16 protein-coding genes are annotated in these 17,337 nt (G+C 58.1%); 12 read left to right on the top strand and 4 right to left on the bottom strand.

Translation table 11 applies throughout. The features are described 5' to 3' along the window. Positions 1 to 133: 133 nt before the first annotated feature. Both CVM73_RS08795 and CVM73_RS08790 read left to right on the top strand, forming a co-directional pair. Complete coding sequence (locus tag CVM73_RS08795) at positions 134 to 415, top strand: helix-turn-helix domain-containing protein (protein ID WP_430641292.1); 282 nt, start codon at positions 134 to 136, stop codon at positions 413 to 415. Positions 416 to 545: 130 nt separating this feature from the next. Beyond that, positions 546 to 767 (top strand): hypothetical protein, encoded by a 222-nt coding sequence (locus CVM73_RS08790; protein WP_100231597.1) that lies wholly within the window; start codon positions 546 to 548, stop codon positions 765 to 767. Between the two features lie 84 nt (positions 768 to 851). On the opposite strand, the gene CVM73_RS39100 is transcribed toward CVM73_RS08790, so the two are convergent. Beyond that, positions 852 to 1,241, bottom strand: coding sequence for a hypothetical protein (locus tag CVM73_RS39100; protein ID WP_146006580.1), 390 nt, complete (start codon positions 1,239 to 1,241; stop codon positions 852 to 854). Between the two features lie 505 nt (positions 1,242 to 1,746). On the opposite strand from CVM73_RS39100, the gene CVM73_RS08780 reads away from it, so the two are divergent. From CVM73_RS08780 to gmd, 5 genes are all read left to right on the top strand, one after another. After that, on the top strand, positions 1,747 to 2,565 hold the full coding sequence (locus tag CVM73_RS08780; protein WP_430641293.1) for a YqaJ viral recombinase family protein: 819 nt from the start codon (positions 1,747 to 1,749) through the stop codon (positions 2,563 to 2,565). Further along, positions 2,549 to 3,730: an ERF family protein gene (locus CVM73_RS08775; RefSeq protein ID WP_100231594.1), complete on the top strand. Its 1,182-nt coding sequence runs from the start codon at positions 2,549 to 2,551 to the stop codon at positions 3,728 to 3,730. The genes CVM73_RS08780 and CVM73_RS08775 overlap by 17 nt, the downstream gene beginning before the upstream one ends. Further along, positions 3,727 to 4,377 (top strand): hypothetical protein, encoded by a 651-nt coding sequence (locus CVM73_RS08770; protein WP_245452256.1) that lies wholly within the window; start codon positions 3,727 to 3,729, stop codon positions 4,375 to 4,377. Before CVM73_RS08775 ends, CVM73_RS08770 begins: the two co-directional genes overlap by 4 nt. Positions 4,378 to 4,615: 238 nt before the next feature. Next, positions 4,616 to 5,182, top strand: a complete 567-nt coding sequence (locus CVM73_RS08765) for a transglutaminase-like cysteine peptidase (RefSeq protein WP_100231695.1) — start codon at positions 4,616 to 4,618, stop codon at positions 5,180 to 5,182. Between the two features lie 264 nt (positions 5,183 to 5,446). Beyond that, positions 5,447 to 6,538 carry a GDP-mannose 4,6-dehydratase gene (gmd, locus tag CVM73_RS08760; RefSeq protein WP_100231593.1) on the top strand — a complete coding sequence of 364 codons (1,092 nt, stop codon included), beginning with the start codon at positions 5,447 to 5,449 and terminating at the stop codon, positions 6,536 to 6,538. A gap of 106 nt (positions 6,539 to 6,644) precedes the next feature. Here gmd and CVM73_RS08755 read toward each other — a convergent pair whose 3' ends face one another. The 3 genes from CVM73_RS08755 to CVM73_RS08740 form a co-directional block, all read right to left on the bottom strand. Further along, positions 6,645 to 7,949, bottom strand: coding sequence for a WcaI family glycosyltransferase (locus CVM73_RS08755; RefSeq protein WP_100231592.1), 1,305 nt, complete (start codon positions 7,947 to 7,949; stop codon positions 6,645 to 6,647). A 61-nt stretch (positions 7,950 to 8,010) separates the two neighbouring features. Next, complete coding sequence (locus CVM73_RS08750; protein WP_100231694.1) at positions 8,011 to 8,985, bottom strand: GDP-L-fucose synthase family protein; 975 nt, start codon at positions 8,983 to 8,985, stop codon at positions 8,011 to 8,013. A 773-nt stretch (positions 8,986 to 9,758) separates the two neighbouring features. Further along, on the bottom strand, positions 9,759 to 10,751 hold the full coding sequence (locus CVM73_RS08740; RefSeq protein ID WP_245452255.1) for an ABC transporter substrate-binding protein: 993 nt from the start codon (positions 10,749 to 10,751) through the stop codon (positions 9,759 to 9,761). A gap of 320 nt (positions 10,752 to 11,071) precedes the next feature. On the opposite strand from CVM73_RS08740, the gene CVM73_RS08735 reads away from it, so the two are divergent. The 5 genes from CVM73_RS08735 to CVM73_RS08715 are packed head-to-tail and all read left to right on the top strand — an operon-like array spanning position 11,072 to position 17,328. After that, positions 11,072 to 12,526 (top strand): undecaprenyl-phosphate glucose phosphotransferase, encoded by a 1,455-nt coding sequence (locus CVM73_RS08735; protein ID WP_245452254.1) that lies wholly within the window; start codon positions 11,072 to 11,074, stop codon positions 12,524 to 12,526. A gap of 10 nt (positions 12,527 to 12,536) precedes the next feature. Then, positions 12,537 to 13,505, top strand: a complete 969-nt coding sequence (locus tag CVM73_RS08730) for an FkbM family methyltransferase (protein WP_100231590.1) — start codon at positions 12,537 to 12,539, stop codon at positions 13,503 to 13,505. Positions 13,506 to 13,565: 60 nt separating this feature from the next. Further along, the gene (locus tag CVM73_RS08725) at positions 13,566 to 14,831 is read left to right on the top strand and encodes a lipopolysaccharide biosynthesis protein (RefSeq protein ID WP_146006579.1); all 1,266 of its coding nucleotides are present in this window, start codon (positions 13,566 to 13,568) and stop codon (positions 14,829 to 14,831) included. Beyond that, positions 14,828 to 15,970 carry a glycosyltransferase gene (locus tag CVM73_RS08720; protein ID WP_100231588.1) on the top strand — a complete coding sequence of 381 codons (1,143 nt, stop codon included), beginning with the start codon at positions 14,828 to 14,830 and terminating at the stop codon, positions 15,968 to 15,970. Before CVM73_RS08725 ends, CVM73_RS08720 begins: the two co-directional genes overlap by 4 nt. Continuing rightward, complete coding sequence (locus CVM73_RS08715; protein WP_100231587.1) at positions 15,967 to 17,328, top strand: hypothetical protein; 1,362 nt, start codon at positions 15,967 to 15,969, stop codon at positions 17,326 to 17,328. The genes CVM73_RS08720 and CVM73_RS08715 overlap by 4 nt, the downstream gene beginning before the upstream one ends. Positions 17,329 to 17,337 lie beyond the last annotated feature (9 nt).

The following is a 17,337-nucleotide window of genomic DNA, read 5'->3' as shown; positions in this document are numbered from 1 at the left end:
TGAGGTCAGCCATACCCCGCCATTGCGCTCCGCTGGCCGCACAAGTCCAGCACAACCGAGCGCCCCACCAACCAGCTTCGCATACGAGAGTTAATTCTATCCTGTTTTGGGATAATCCCATCCTAGGATCACATTGGCCGCCGCCGAATCGAAACCTGCCCGGCGGCGAATGGAAAAGTCCCTCAAATCCGCCGAGTATGCCCGCCTCATGGCCCTTCTTGTCGCAACGCGACATAAAGCGGGCATCCGCCAACAGGCGCTCGCCAAAAAGCTCCGCAAGCCGCAGTCTTTCGTAGCCAAGTACGAAGGCGGCGAGCGGCGCCTTGATGTCATCGAGTTTATCGCTATCGCAGAGGCGCTTGGGGCTGATCCGCTGAAGCTACTTCGGCGGTTTCTGCGGGCCAAGGCGGAATAGGTGGGCTGATGCAACGATGCGCGCCTCCGGTCCTCCGAGCGCGCCCAGGTTGACTCGAAAATGGCTGGACTTCAGCGTCGATTGGAGCGTCCATTCCGCCGCTCAACCTCTCAACGGAGTTCGCCCATCCATGGAAGCGCAAATTTTCGAACCTGCGATTAAGGCGTGCCTTGGGGAAATCCACGCCAAGCTGAAGGCGGCCGAGCAGATCGCCAAGGCGGCACAGGCGTGTGCGGAGGCAGGTGGTGTAACGGAAGCGGTTCGGGTCTCCATGGATATTGAGCAACTAATCTACGAAGCCGGACGGCTTCATGATGCCGCCACGCTCCTTGCTCGAATGGCGCACGATTGAGCAAGATGGAGATCCTCACCGTTCGCGAGCCAACAGGACGTGGGTTCGACAAGCTCTCTAAACGCCGACGTCCTCCCCTCTTTGTCATTCCTGCTTCAGCCAGCGCTTCAGGACCCGCCGTCGCGCGGCCCGGATCGGTTTCTCATAGCGCTCCAATCCGGCAAGACGTTTCGCCAGCCTCGGACTCGGGCTTTCCATAAACGCGACAAGCATATCATGGCGGGCCTGTCGGATGCGGCCGAGCCAAAGAGTGCCCCAGACGAGATTCTCCACCTCGAATAAGCTTTGTTGCGCCAGACCCACGGTGATGGCGCCGGCCAATGCGCTGGAGCTCACATCGCCTTCTAAGTTCAGACGCGAGAGACCGTGTTGACGGGAATTGCGACTCGACCGCGCCTTACCGACGTTGGTCTTAGGACCGGTGCTCCGTTTGGCGTTCGATCGGTTCGCTGTGATTTTTCGTTCTGATGCCATGCCGCCTTCTACTCGGATCTTGCTCTTGTCCCGACGCTTCCCTCGAAGTAGCTACGACTTCAAGCCGCAGGTCGAGAAACAGAGCCGACCGTGGGAGGTTGGTGGCTTCCATGCATTCAGGAGGAGAGTCCGCCGAACCCCGCCGAAAGCCCTTGAGACCAAAGGCCGGCCCCCGCTCTTTGGTACTTGCCCCTCGCCCGTTTTGGCTTCGATTTGTCAGTTTCGAGCGAGGGCGCGTCCTACACAGTCCGCTCATCGGGCTTTCCCTTTGCTGATCATCGCCAATAATCTCGCGGCAACATGAGCAGCAAGATTGCTGCAAAAAGGACTGGCATTACGCTGCAATTGGAGCGTTACTGAGTCGGCCCGACGCGATGGCAGCGCCGGTATCTCGCCTCGCGGACGCGGGGCTTCAGGCAGTGCGGCGAAGAGCGCCGCTGTTCTGGAGTAGGAGATACCAGTGCGTAGCGTACAGAGTGACGGCCCGGCCGGGCCACAACATCAAATCATCAGGTTCAACCCGAACGACCGGCGGCATTTCATTGGCGGCTCGGACGCCCGCATCATTATGGGGGAGGACCAGGAGAGCCTCATCCGCCTTTGGCGCGAAAAGCGCGGTGAAGCAGAGCCTGAGGATCTCTCGGACAATCTCATTGTCCAGCTCGGCACGGTCACTGAGGTCTTGAACCGTGCCTGGTACCAACGCGCGAGCGGTCACACCGTCAAGGATATCCAGAAGCGTGTCCGTCACCCAGTTCACAAATGGATGGCAGCAACGCTGGATGGGACCGTCGAACAGACCGGCGCCGTCTTCGAAGCCAAGTTCATGCTGCCCTGGGCCTTCACGGAGGAAGCTGCGGCCGAGAAGCACATGGCTCAGCTGCAGCATAACATGTGGGTCATCGCCGCCCGCAATGCGGTGCTCTCAATCATCACCGGCGGCGGCAAATGGGTCGAGATCAAGATCCATGCCGACCCGCTCTACCAACATCTCCTGCTCACCGCCGAGAAGAAATTTTGGCGCTGTGTCCAGAGCGGCGAGCCGCCCGTGCTGTTCAACATCGAGACGCCCCGCCCGCGGCTGGAGGCGGTCAAGGTCGTTGATATGTCCTCGTCCAATCAGTGGGCGGAGCTGGCAGCCACCTATCTGCGAACCCGCGACGCACACGGGCAGCATGAGTCGGCTAAAGCCGACTTGAAAAAACTGATGCCGGAGGACGTCAAGGAAGCGACCGGCCATGGCATCAAGGCTAAGCGCTCCAAGTCCGGCGCGATCAGCTTCGAGGCTCAGGCGACGGAGGAGCCCCATGCATCAGTCCAGTGAGCGCATCGGGACCATCGCTGCCGCCCTCGCCCGGGCCCAAGCCGAATTGACGAACCCCGAGAAGACGCTGACCGCCGTGATCCGGTCTCCCTTCCCGCGGGAGGATGATCGGACCTTCCGCTACGCTTCACTGGCCTCGGGCCTCGACATCGTCCGCAAGACGCTAAGCCAGCAGGAGATCGCCACCATCCAGACCACCCGGATCGAGCAGGTCACCGGACAGATCCATCTCACCACCTTGCTTGCCCATGCTTCCGGCGAATGGATCTCCTCGGACCTACCGGTCTGCGCCAGCAAGGAGGTCGATGCGCCGCACCGGATGGGCGCGGCGCTGACTTATGCCCGCCGGTATGCCCTCTTTGCCCTGGTTGGGATAGCGGGAGAGGATGATTTGGACGCCCCTGATGTTGTCACAGGCCCTCCAGCCGCCACCGAGCCGCAGGCCGCGCCTGGCTCGAAGGGAAAAGCTCCGAAGGGCGTTCTCAACCGGCCCGCGGTCTTACCCCCTGAACGCTCCGCCGAGCTCCTGGACCGGCTGTTGGGCGAGCTTGCTCTGCGGGAAGGCGGTGAGGACCTGCTCGTCTGGGCCAAGATCAGCCTTCCCCTCAAGAACACTCTCGTGGAGGTGGACGCTCGCGTGCTCGAGGAGGCCTACCAGAAGAGGTTCGAGCAAGCCGCCCTTGCCGATCTTGATGTAGCAGATCAGCAGCCCGCGTTAACGGTCAGACAGCTCTTACCGGGCGAACTTCCTTCGCAAAGATCCGACAACCTTCACGTGCCCGCCAATGCCACTTCCGTAGAACAGGTCGGCCTAGCCTTCCCGAAAGAGCCGCCTCGGAGACGCAGTAAAGATCACCTCGCGTTCATCCGCGGCCAGGGGTGTCTGGTTTGCCAGAAGACCCCTGCCGACGCGCATCACCTGAAGTTTGCTCAACCGCGCACCTTGGGCCGAAAAGTCAGCGACGAGTTTACCGTCCCGCTTTGCCGGTCCCATCACCAATCCCTGCATCGGCACGGAAACGAGACGGCTTGGTGGGCCAATCTGCAAATTTCGCCTCTGCAAATAGCGAAGGAGCTTTGGGACGCTAGTCCCTTCCACTTGGCGAACGGAGCAACAGTTGCCGTACCGCCATCGCGTCCGCGGTCGGAGGCGCAAGGTCAATGAATGGTCCTATCAACCTTCATCAACCGCAATCGAAGAGCGTCTTGCCGCCTCAATTCGAGGCGCTGTGCCCTCCGCCGCAACTTCTTCCCGGAGAGAACATCGACCACTATCAGGCTCTTCAGACTGTCATCTTCAGCGACCTCGATCCCCAGTCTGCCATCGAATGGCTGCTCGCTATCGACATCGCAGAACTCTCCTGGGAGATGCAACGCTACCGGATTCTGCGGCATAGGCTCCTGAGCACCTATCGCCAAAAGGCCGTCGAGATGACTCTTCGCCGCGTCGATCTGGCAGGCATTGCCCCGGACTTCCAGGATGTAGCCGAAATCTACACCATCGGTAATGCCCTGGACTGGCAATTGGACGCTTCTGCGGCGCTCGACATCGAAGCCCGTCTCCGATCGTACGGCTTTGATCAACACGCTATCAGCATGGAGGTCTATGTTCAGGCGCGTGAGATCCTTGCGCTGTTTGAATCGCTCCTGAACGGAGCACAGCTTCGACGCTTGATGTTGCTGAAGGAGATCAACAACTTTCGACGTTCAAGAAGGGCAGACCTTGCCAATATTGCTGCGCGCAAAGGTCAGCCAAGCGACGTCACGTTCCGGCGAGGAGGATTTTCAAATGAGGCGTTGCATGGACCCTAGCTTCATTCGGTGAGCGGCCTCAAACGGCGACGTGATAGAGCAGGAGCAGACGGCTTACATGTCTTTGGATCTTGCAGATGTTCAAGGCCACGGACTGCACCGTGGGCCTTCACTCCGTTGAGATCGAGCGCGCGCCCTGATGCACGAATGGGCATAAATTGCCTCATAATTGTCATAGCGCTTCCATTGCACCGCAATATACTTCGCCTAACAATCAAGGATGTCAGGCGAACTTTCGATGATCAGACATGCGCTCCGCATGCTGGCCATGATGTATTGCGTGTGCGGCCAGCCCGCCTATTCGAACTACGAATCCCAGGCGGTGACGCCACCGCTGTCATTTTCACAATTCTGCATTCAATATCCTGACGATTGCCAGCGTCACGACGATCGAAGGATCCGAGATTTCCGCTCCTCAATTCAACGTTGGCGGGAACTTGCCCAGATCAATTCAACGGTGAATTTCGGCATAGCGCCGAAAGATCCGCCTGCAAGTCGGCGTGACGCGGAGTGGCAGATATTCCCTTACGAAGGCAACTGCGGCGACTACGCCGTCACCAAGCGACATCTGCTGCTGCGTTCCGGTTGGCCCAGTTCGGCGCTCCTTCTTGCAGAGGTCGTCATCCGAGCAACCGGAGAGCACCACCTCGTGCTGCTCGTGCGCGAGGGAAGAGCTCTCCTTGTGCTCGACAATCTAAGCCCGGTGGTGACGCCGCTCATCGACGCGCTGGATCGGTTCACTATCGTGCGGGCGGAGTCAGGCACGGATCCACGACGGTGGACACGGGAAGTCGCTGCCTTCTAGGTAGTCTTCTGGACAACTACAGGGCCATGCCTGAAAGCCGTCATCGGACCCGATCCAGCTTTTTCCGCGCGGCTTGAACGCTTGGTAGTCCAGCTACGGCAAAAGACTGGAAGGCCGCCGCACCTCGCAAGTACTCTGTTGGGGACATCTTTGGCGCCACCGCTTGAGCCAGACGCTGTTAATCTAAGCTTGATTTTCGCTCTGTTTCACGCTCCCTAACCAAGTCAATTTCGTGTAAGCACAAATTTCCATTTTGGGATCGATATGACAAAGAGACGAGCACTTATTACCGGCGTCACCGGCCAGGACGGCGCCTATTTGGCTGAACTCCTTCTGCAGAAGGGTTACGAGGTTCACGGCATCAAGCGCCGGACCTCCCTCTTCAATACGGATCGCATTGATCATCTCTATCTAGATCCGCACGAGCCCGATCCACCGTTCCGGCTTCACTATGGCGATCTGACGGATTCCTCGAGCCTGATCCGGATCGTTGGCCAAGTGCAGCCAGACGAGATCTACAATCTGGCGGCGCAGAGCCACGTTGCCGTTTCATTCGAGGAACCCGAATACACTGCGAATTCCGACGCCCTTGGCACGCTCCGCATCCTTGAGGCCATGCGCATTACAGGCTTGGAGAAGAAGGCGCGCTTCTATCAGGCCTCGACGTCCGAACTGTACGGTTTGGTCCAGGAGATCCCTCAAAAGGAGACGACGCCCTTCTATCCCCGCTCACCGTACGCAGTCGCCAAGCTTTACGCATACTGGATCACGGTCAATTACCGCGAAGCTTACGATATGTATGCCTGCAACGGCATCCTCTTTAACCACGAATCTCCGGTCCGGGGCGAAACCTTCGTCACCCGAAAGATTACCCGGGCTCTCGCGCGCATTCATTTGGGCCTGCAGGAGCGGCTTTATCTGGGTAATCTGGACGCCCTGCGCGATTGGGGACACGCGCGTGACTATGTCGAAATGCAATGGCTGATGCTGCAGCAGGACAAGCCGGAAGATTTCGTGATTGCGACAGGCGTGCAGCATTCGGTCCGAGATTTTGTCAATGTCGCTGCAAACGAAGTGGGCATGACGGTTCGCTGGGAAGGGAGCGGCGTCGATGAGAAGGGATATGACGCCAAGACCGGCAAGTGTGTCGTTTCCGTCGATCCCCGCTATTTCCGCCCCACTGAGGTCGCGACGCTTCTTGGCGATCCATCAAAGGCCAAGCAGAAGCTCGGCTGGGAGCCCAAGACGTCGTTCGAAAGCCTGGTTCGAGAAATGATGAAGGAAGATCTCGAGTCCGCAAAACGCGACGAACTCATCAAGCAGCACGGGTTTAGATACTATCCGCGCCACGAGTAGTTCTTGTAGATCAGCCAGCAAGGCGACCGAGCCAAGCAAATGAGCGCCCATGGTGGCGCTCATTTTTTCGGACGACATCATCGCGTCCAAACTGCGATCGAATGCATCAAGGCGACCGAACGGCATCCTCCACCGGAATCCCAATGTCGCCGGCAGCGCCTTTCAGGCCGATATTCTTCCCAGTCGCATTGCCCTGGCCTGTCATGGCGTCCGACCACCGACGCACGATCGTGCGTCGATCCCAACGATCGAGGGCTCGCCTTCTTCCTTCTTCGCCGTAATGCTCACGGAGGGCCGGCGCTTCACTGAGCTGACAAATCGCAAGTTCGAGAGCCGACGAATCTCCCGGTGGAATCACAAGACCCGCCTTCGTGACTTCGGCCGCGAGGCCGGTGCCTTCTTCGGCCATTGCAATGACCGGCCGCGCAGATGCGAAGATCGCGCCGAGTTTCGAGGGCAACACCAGATCGGCGGCCTCGGCTTTCTGTGGAATCAGATGAAAATCGGCCGTGGCCATCAGTTGATTGAAGCTATCGACAGGCTGAAGCCCGAGAAAATGGACATTGCGATGTCCGGCGGCGAGCTGCTCGAGCCTCCCTTTATGAGGCCCCTCGCCTGCAAGGATGAAGTGGATATGCGGATGACTCTCCTCTAAACCAATCGCAGCCTCGATCACGAGCTCGAGGCCTTGCTTGTTGGACATCGTTCCGGAATAGAGTGCAACGATATCGCCGTCGCCCAGGTTCAGTTCCTGGCGGTATTTGGTCGCTCGAGAGCCCGGGCAGATCGCGGTGGTGTCAATCCAGTTTCTCACCTCGGCGGTTTTGTCGGGCCCCAGCCCCTTGATTCTCAAGCGCTCCACCATTGCTTGAGAGATGGTTGAAACGTTGTCGAACGATTGGAGGATCGCCGCTTCGACTCGAAGCATCCACTTTCGCAGAGAAGGATTGCGCAGCAAACCAAGATCGAACGCCGCATCCACCTCGAAATCCTGCACGTGAAGCCATGATTTGGCGCCGACGCGACGAGCGACGAACGAGACGAAGGCAGCCGACATCAGCGATGGCGCGACAGCGATCATAACGTCAGGCCGCCAGGATAGCGCCTCAAACAGGACCGGCGCCGCGCTCGTGAGCGCGAATGAAGCGTGGTGGACCAGCCGTCTAACGCCCGAGGGATGTCCGGGCACATAAATCGGCGTACGCGTTACTCGAACACCGTCAATATCTCTCGATCTGAAGTACGACGATTTGAACGCAGGAGGGATCTTCCAGGCGGGATAATAGGGGGGCGCCGTAATCACTCTGACTTCATGACCTTCGGCTGCCAAACTTTCACAGAGCTCGGCGTTATATTTCGCCACGCCGATCAGATCGGGGGCATAATTGATGCCGACCAAGAGAACACGCATAAAGCCCGCCCCAATTCAAACTTCAGAATAAAAAAAGTCTCTAGCAATCTAGGTAGTCTGCTCAGCGCGTTGCGCCGACTTCCAGATGACGTCCGTAGCCTTGAAGATAATCTGCGTAGGCCGCCGCGAGGCCGGCCCGCAGAGCAACCTTCGGCTGCCAGCCAAGTCCTCGGATTCTCGAGCTATCGAGCAACTTGCGTGGCGTTCCGTCAGGCTTGGAGGTATCGAACGCGAGCTTGCCTCCATAGCCCACGACCTCCGCGACCGTTGTCGCGAATTCGGCGATCGACAATTCGTCGCCACTGCCAACATTGATCGGCAGGTCGCTTGAATAATTCTTCAGAAGGAAAACGCAGGCATCCGCAAAGTCCTCGACATTGAGGAATTCGCGGAGCGGCGTGCCGGTGCCCCAAACGGAGACGCTGGGCGCATTGGCGATCTTGGCTTCGTGGAAGCGTCGGATCAACGCTGCGGGGACGTGACTGTGGTCCGGATGATAATTGTCGCCGCGGCCGTAGAGATTGGTCGGCATCACCGAGATGAAATCATCGCCATATTGCCGACGATACGCCTGGCACATCTTGAGGCCGGCAATCTTGGCGATTGCGTACCACTCGTTGGTCGGCTCCAGCGGACCTGTCAGCAATTCGCTTTCGGCGATCGGCTGCTTGGCGTGCTTGGGATAGATGCAGGACGAGCCGAGGAACAGCAGGCGCTGCACACCAACCGCGTGACTTGCGCGGATCACGCTCAATTCCAGCGCAAGGTTGTCGCAGAGAAAGTCGACCGGGAAATTGTTGTTGGCAGCGATACCGCCGACCTTTGCAGCGGCATGAACCACGACCTCTGGACGATTGGCCTCGAGCCATCTCAGGGTGGGCTCATCCTTTGTCAAATCCAGCTCACGCCGATCGGCCGTCAGCACGGTGCAGTTCTCTGAGGCAAGCCTGCGGACGACAGCTGATCCCACCATGCCGCGATGACCCGCGACGAAGACACGTTTGCCCGTGAGATCGTAGGTTGAAGCCCCTGTCATCGTATCCTCAATCAGCATCCGGTTGACCCGATCACCACCGCTCTGGCGAGATCCGGCGACCGGTCATTACGCAATCACGCTGCCGATGCAGCCCCGCCAAACTGCTAACACAATCTTCACCATGCGACAGCCTGTCCCGGCCCGACAAAGATATTCATGGTGAACCTGCGCCGCGCGCACAAATGATCAGCACACAATGAAACAAAAAAGAGCAAGGCAGCCGCATCAGCTCTGCGACTGCCTTGAAGGATCGTTGAAAAACGGCAGCCGCCGCTCGGGCTTACTTCGACCTCAGTACGCCCGGCGCAGAACAGGACCGACAGGTGCGCAAACCCGGTCCATGTACCAGCCATAGGGCGTTTCGACGCGCACCAACGGGCAACGACGCCATGGCACATACCGATATGGATACGGCTGCGCCCAGAACGTAACAGGCGTCACCTGGCTCTCGCCCGTGAGCACGGCTGCCGGCGTGGGCATCTGCATTGCGGCGCTCGCCCCGCTCGCTGCGCAGAAGGTAACAGTTGCAGCCAAAAGACCTGCTCGCATCAACGTCTTAAACATCCAAAAAGCTCCTCGCGCCCTTGCGGATTTGATCCCCGACTCGTGCTTGTCAGATCCCAGCCGACCAACGTCACGGTCCGTAAAGCCACTCCGCGACTAGCCCAAATAGTGAACCAACTTTACCAAGGCCACCGCCCGAAATGCAACTGATGCCGGGGCGGCCGAGGGCCCTTTGGGACGATATGGCGCGCAAGTGTGGCTTCTTGGTCCTATTTTTCCTCGCTCCAGGCGCCCGGAGCTGCCAGGTCGGGTGAACGGCGGTACACATCCCGAAGGAACTGGTAGTTGACCGTCTGAGCCAAAGGCACGTCTTCCTCGCCGAGCTTGGCGAAGAGAAGGATATCCCGAAGCGTCCGCCAGCGGCTTTCGTCGTAGTCGCCGATGCGGCCGCCCGTCGGCAGCACCAGCGGGCGCTGCTGCTGCAGCTCGAATTTCAGCCGCTCGGAGTTCAGCCTGGCCGGGCCGGCGCCGGCGAGAACGGGCACGCTCCGTGCATAGTCCGCGTAGGCAAATTGCCACCCTCGAATGAGCCCTTGAAGGACGTCGGCAATCACGGACGGCTGGTCATGGATGAGATCATTGCTCGCGAAATAGACCTGGCCCGGGACATGGATGCCGTAGTCCTGCGGTTTCATGACGTTCAGCTTCGCGAAGGTCGGGCTGGAGGGATCGGGCTGCTCGTCGATGGCGGCGATGATCGCATCCACCTGCCCGGCCCTCAGGGCTTGGAAGCTGTCGCGGTCTGGGACCTTGGTGATCTGGCTTCGGGGAAGCCCGAGTTGCGCCATCATGGCATCAAAGACGACGTCTCCCTCGCTCGCCCTGCGGTATCCGACCCGTTTTCCGACCAGATCAGCCGGCCGCCGCAAGGCCGAGCTTTCGAGCGTGAAAATCGCGACAGAGGTATCGAGGAAGCTTGCAGCGAAGGCGGTGACGGGAACGCCGCGCCAGCTCGCCAGCAGGAAGTTCTGGCCGCTCGTCACGCCGATGGCATGTTGGCGTGCAATGGTTTGGACGAAGTCAGGGTCTTCGGGCTGCGCCGACACCTCGATGCGGGAGGAGAAATATCCCTGCCTCGCTGCAGCGAGCTCGCCGGCAAACCGCGCGCCATCTCGCCCATCAAGGAGGAGCTTGATTGCGACGGGCCGGGACGCCGTCGGAGCTCGTACGGGGGCCGCATCGGGACGAAGAAGGAGAAGCACGATTCCCACCAAGGCGACGGCCGCAAGGCCAATGGCGAGATATCGCTTCCCGCTCGGCCGGGGCCGCCGCCGGGACTGGGTGCGAGGCAACGAGGACTTCCTAACGGGTTGTGAAATTTAACATATCAGTCGGGGCGAGATGGGACTACAATGCACGCTTGTGGGGTAAGGTTAATTTTTCCTTCGCCTTGTTCTAACAGCGATTTTGATCGATAGCACGGCTTGTTCGAGTAAATGAATTTTGCGTCAATGGGTTTGGCAGGATGACAATTCTTTCCACTCGGCCGGTGCCCGTCGCTGATTCGACGACGGAAATTCGTGTGGTCGAGCCCGTCGCGGAGACGGCCCAAGGGTTTGCACAAGGGTTTGCGCCGAGCTGGCTGCGGCCTGCGGTTGTCGAGCGGCTGATGGCCGTGGTGGATGCGGCGCTGATCGTGGTCAGCGGGATTGCTTGCGCGGTCGGCTATCATCTCGTGACCGCGGGCACGCTCGGCAAGGCGGATGTCTATGCGGCGGCGAGCGTGCTGGTGGCGATCAACTTCATCCTCCTGACCCTGGTGCAGCAGGGCTACCGGCTGAAGGCCGTCACCAACCTGCCGCGCACGTTCCGGATGACGCTGACGACCTGGACCTTCCTATTCGGCGCGCTGCTGGCGATCGCCTTCACGATGAAGGTCAGCGACGAGTTCTCGCGCGGCACCACGATCTCGTTCTACCTGGTCGGCCTCACCGTTCTGCTCGCCTGGAAGATGATCGCCGCGCGCTGGACCGCGCATGCCTTGCGCACCGGCGCCTTCGCCAACGGCCGTGCGATCATGATAGCCGAGTTCGGCCTTGCGACCTCCTCCAACGCGGTCGAGGACCTCGGCCAGCACGGCTACCGCCTGATGCGGGTGATGGAGATCCCGGCCAAGGAGCTCGCCTCGCCGCTGCTGCTCTCTTCGCTGGCGCCGCGCTTCGAGGAGCTGATCAATTACGCGCGCGAGAACCGGATCGAACATGTCTTCCTGCTGATCAACTGGAGCCGGCAGCATGCGATCGACAGCATCCTGGACGTGCTGAAGATCCTCCCCGTTCCGGTGCATCTGGTGCCGGACGCCAACACGGCGCGCTTTTTGCGCTATCCGCTTTCCGGCACCGGCAACACCTTCACCGCCGAGCTGCGCCGCGCGCCGTTGTCCTGGAAGGAGCGCGCGCTCAAGCGGGCGCTCGACCTTATCGGCGCGAGCCTTGCGCTGCTCGTGTTCGCGCCCGTGATGCTGGTGACCGCGCTGCTGATCAAGCTGACCTCGAAGGGCCCGGTGTTCTTCCGCCAGACCCGCCACGGCTTTGGCGGGCGCGCGTTCAGGATCTTCAAGTTCCGCACCATGCGCGTGCTGGAGGACGGCCCGACGATCGTGCAGGCGCAGAAGGACGACCCGCGCGTCACGCCGATCGGCAAATGGCTGCGCAAGACCTCGATCGACGAGCTGCCGCAGCTCCTCAACGTGCTCAAGGGCGACATGTCGCTGGTCGGCCCCCGCCCGCACGCGGCAGCTCACAACACCGAATATGAGCAGATCATCGGCAACTACGCCTTCCGCCACCACGTCAAGCCCGGCATCACCGGCTGGGCCCAGGTTAATGGTTATCGCGGAGAAACCCGCACGCTCGAGCTGATGCAGAAGCGCGTGGAGCATGATCTGTGGTACATCAATAATTGGAGCTTGTGGTTGGATGTGAGGATCATCCTCAGAACAGCCGTGAGCACCTTCGGGCAAAGCAAAGCCTATTGATATTCGCGCCATGGCACTGACGGCGCCGAATAGAGCCGGGGGATACCGGGGCCTGCCGCCTGAGCCTTCTGAATCCTTAATGATCCGTTGGACTATGAACATTCTGAATTTGCTGAAGTGGATCGCGACACATCCGTTGAACCGCCGGGAACCGCTCGGGCCGGTCAAAGGGCTCGGCCGCTTCTTTCAGTGGCAGATTGCCTCTCGTGTTCTGCCCGCCGGGTCAACCCTCCCCTTCGTTGATCAAACGGTATTGCTCGTAGAGCGCGGCATGACCGGGGCAACAGGGAACTGGTATTGCGGCCTTCACGAGCCGAGCGAGATGGGCTTTTTGCTTCACTCACTTCGACCGGACGATACCTTTGTCGATGTGGGCGCCAATGTGGGGAGCTACACGCTACTTGCCGGCACAGTCGGCGCACAAGTCGTAAGCCTCGAACCTATTCCGAATACGTTTCGACGGCTACGGAACAACGTTCACCTCAACATGATGGAAGGTCGCACAGAACTGCTCAATCTGGGTGTATCGAAGGAGAGCGGATCTTTGAGATTTACGCGGTCTCTCGATACGATGAACCGTGTAGCTCTGCCCGGCGAAGTAATGGAAACAGTGGCAGTGCCTGTGCGATCCCTCGATGAGATTCTTTACGGACGTTCAGCGAGCTTACTCAAAATCGACGTCGAAGGACACGAGCTTGCCGTCTTGGAGGGGGCGCAAGCGACGCTTGCAAACCCGACTCTCAGAGCCGTTATCATGGAAACAAACAGCGCTGGGAACAAATACGGCGTCAGCGATCAACAGCTATTCCAAAACATGGAATATCACGGCTTTAGATTATTTGCCTACAATCCAATAAGACGACAATTAAGCGCATCTGTTCCTGGTCGGGCTAACTCGATTTTTCTGCGCGATCCCGAATTGGTGGAAGCCACCTGCAAGTCTGCCCCGACTTATCAGCTGTGCAACGGATCAATTTAGCTGATGTCTATCAGACGTCGCATCGCGCAAGCTTCCTTTGCCAACATAGTTGGAATTGGCATGTCGGCCGTCGGACAACTTCTGTCCGTACCAATTCTATCTAGCGCATGGGGAGTGGAGCAATATGGCGTGTGGCTTATGCTTGCCACGATACCTACCTATTTCGCTCTTTCGGATCTCGGCTTCGGCTCAGCCGCCGGCAGCGACATAGCAATGAAGGCAGCACGAGGCGAGCAGCAGGAGGCCCTTTCAACGTTTCAAAGCATCTGGCTCCTCGTAAATGCCGTCAGCCTGGGTTTGCTAATCATCGCAGTCGCTTCACTCGAAGGTGCAAGAGCGCTTCAGTTTCGCGCGGCGTCCGATCACGAACTGACCATATTGATACTTGTTCTATATTCTGCCGTAGTCATGAACGCGCGCATCTTTCTTGTTAGCCTTCGCGCAACACAAAATTATGCGAGCGGCACTTTGCTGTTCGAAATTATCGCATTCGCAGAAACACTAAGCGTGCTTGTTGCAGCCAGGCTTGGCTCAGATTTTCTGGACTGCGCACTGATTATGGTTTTCGTTCGCCTTCTCAATCTTGCGATCATGCATCGCGCACTCAAGCGCCTGGTGCCGTGGCTACGGGTCGGATTTGCTCACGGCAGCTTCGATGAGTTAAGACGGCTGTTTCTGCCAGCCGTAGCGGCAATGGCCATTCCCGCAGCGCTGGCGATAAATTTGCAGGGATTTGTCCTCGTAACCGGCTTACTCGTCTCCGCCTCTGCGGCGGCCATGCTGACTACCGTTCGGACGATAAGCCGCGTAACCGTGCAACTCGTAGGCACTATAAATAGAGCGACCATGCCCGAACTTTCAGCCGCCGGAGCAAGGCAACAACGAAGCACACTTCAGAAGATTATTTTGCTCAACTTCGCATCTGTCGCGCTGATCTTGATGCCCGGTGCTCTTTTGCTAGCTGTCATCGGTCCGGAACTAATCAGCTTGTGGACCCAGGGACACATTCAGCCTGACTGGATGTTGGTTGGAATCATCTCAACCGCGACCGTAGTGCATGGGCTTTGGTACTACTTATCAAACCTACTCCTCGCATCGAACTCTCATACGAACGTTTCTTGGTCGTTGCTAGCTATCTCACTGTGCTCGATCGCGATAGCTGCGCCAGTCGCCATGGCCTTCGGCTTGACCGGCCTCGGCAGCGTGATCCTTCTTAATGAATCGATTTCACTGCTTGCCGTGCTGCGGGCCGCCTCGAAGCAAAACATATTTAATGCGACCGAATTGAAGGCCGTAGCGAAGGCGACCCTTTGGGGCAGTCGATGAGTTCACTTCATTCCATTGCGTTCGTCTGGGACAATTTCGGTCCGATGCACGTCGACCGCGTCGATGCTGTAGCCGCGCATTTTGCAGGTAAGCGCAAGGTCGTCGGCATCGAAATCTGTAGCGAGAGCGACGTCTACGAGTGGCTTTCGGAAACAGGAAGCAAGTTTCGAAAGATTACGCTATTCCCCCAAAAGCAGCTCGGCACGATCGGCACGGTCGAGCGAGCGCGCAAGATCGTGTCGGCTTGTATAAAGGAGAAATCTACCGACATCTTTCTTTGCCACTATGATCATCCGGCGACCTTTCTTGCGGCTGTCTGCCTGCGCGCTCTCGGCCGGCGCGTGTACGCGATGGGATGCTCCAAATTTGACGACTATCAACGCACTCTATGGCGGGAAGTGGCTAAGAGTTTCTTCTACCTGCCCTATGGCGGGGGCATCTCGTCCGGCAAACGGGCGAGGGATTACATGCGTTTCCTTGGAATCCCGGAGCGCAAGATAAGCACCGAATACAATACGCTCTCGATCGACAGGATCCGCAAGCTCTCGGGACTGGAGCCAGCACCTGGTGGCATTCCGTTCGACCAGCGACATTTCACCTTGGTCGCACGCTTCGTACCCAAGAAAAACATTGCGACTGCCCTCGAGGCATATGCCCTTTACCGAGGCACGTCGGAGTTTCCACGCGATTTGCACCTCTGCGGATCTGGCCCATTAGAGAACGAGCTGAAGGCCCAGGCGGAAAGACTTCAGATTTCGCCTTACGTAACCTTTCACGGGTTCCTGCAAACGGATGGGGTGGCCAAACTCTTGGGCTCGACGCTCGCCCTCCTGCTGCCCAGTATTGAGGAACAGTTTGGCAATGTCGTCATCGAGGCGCAAGCCATGGGCGTTCCAGTGATCTTGTCCGACAATTGCGGTGCGCGAGATAACCTCGTGCGGTCTGGCGTAAATGGATTCGTTGTCGAGCCGGACAACCCTATTGGAATCGCCTATTTTATGGGTCAAGTTGCCAATAATGAGCCGCTCTATCGCCGCTTTGCCACTGCCGCGACCTCGACCGCCGCGCTCGCCGACTCGGACCAATTTGCCGCCGGCATAGCTGCCATAACGAATTGCCCCCCGGAGAGCGGCAAATGATGAGGATCAGCTTTCTTGCGGGATACTATCTGCTCAACTGCATGTTTGTCGCAGAGCCCTTTTCGATCGCGTTGACGCTGCCACTCTTTTTGCTCTGTTGTCTAAACCTGTATCTGATTGAAGAGCCACATTTCGTAGCCAAAGACATGCTTTGGCTGATTGTCTACCTGTTCTTTGTCATTGGCCCCTGCCAAGCGATCGGAGCCGGCTACATAGGCAAGTCGACAGGACCAGTAGTCGGCATACCTTTCTCGGACGCCGAACTGGTCGAGACGTCAGCTCTCGTTTTTCTTTTCTTTTCCGTCGCGACAGTGATTGGACAAATCGCCAAGACACCCGCACAGCATTCGCGGGCCGCCTCGCTCACCATGGAGTCTCAGGACGCGATACTTTTACTGATAGTTAATGTGGGCGCCTTCATGGGATTCGTGTTGTTCTCCGGAGGCATTGGCAACGTCCTCGCTTCGCGAGCGGAAAAATTGCGAGACGAAGCGTCTGCCGTTGCCGCCGTCTTTCTAGCACTCCAAATCGTTTCAACAGCCGTCATCGCCGCGATCTATAGAAGCGAGAACAAATCGCCACTTACTGTATTCGCAATAGCACCTGCAATTATTCTGCTCGTAGTCTCTCAAAACCCATTCAACACTGCGAGATATTTTTTGGTCGCGGCGTGGCTGCCGGTATTCTTCGTGTTCGTGAAGGGGCGAATTGGTAGCATCAAAGCTTATGCTGGAATTTTCGCATCGATCCTCGTACTTATGCCGGTCCTAAGTTTGACGAGCAGGTTCGGCCTTGGCAGAGACGCACTCTCCGCAATAGATCTTCAAGAGACGTTTTTTCGTATTCCTTACATCGACGTTTTTGACATGCTTGCGTATGAGATCAAATATCTTGAGCACAGCGACTATTTCTTCGGCCAGAAGACTTTGGGAATGCTCCTTTTCTTCGTCCCGCGAGCCATTTGGACAAGTAAACCCACAATTCTAGCACAGGATATGGGTGTCGAGCTCGTCGACGCAAAGATCGCCGGCACATCAAACCTATCTATGTTTTTTGCTGGCGAGTTCTACGCCGATTTCGGAATGTTGGGCGTGGTGATGGGTGCGGCTCTCGTTGCGCTGATAATCCTTAAAACCGGGATTGCGACGAAGCACTTGATCAACGGAATTGAGGTTCGCAGCTTTATCTACATGGCTGCAATCCCGATCCTAATCAGAGGCCCTTTCGGGGCCAATGCTCCGCTCTGCTGTCTCGAGTTGATATTTCTGGCAGCGATAAGCTTCTTCCTCGGCAGAAGAGCGCCAATGGTGCAGAAGCCTAACTCCTTACGCGGGAACACCAGACCCAGCAGAGTGTGATTACAACAG

It is taken from the genome of Bradyrhizobium forestalis (assembly GCF_002795245.1).
In the GTDB taxonomy this organism is placed as follows: Bacteria; Pseudomonadota; Alphaproteobacteria; order Rhizobiales; family Xanthobacteraceae; genus Bradyrhizobium; species Bradyrhizobium forestalis.
Note: the sequence above shows the minus strand (reverse complement) of the source record. Positions and strands in the feature narration are given on the sequence as shown.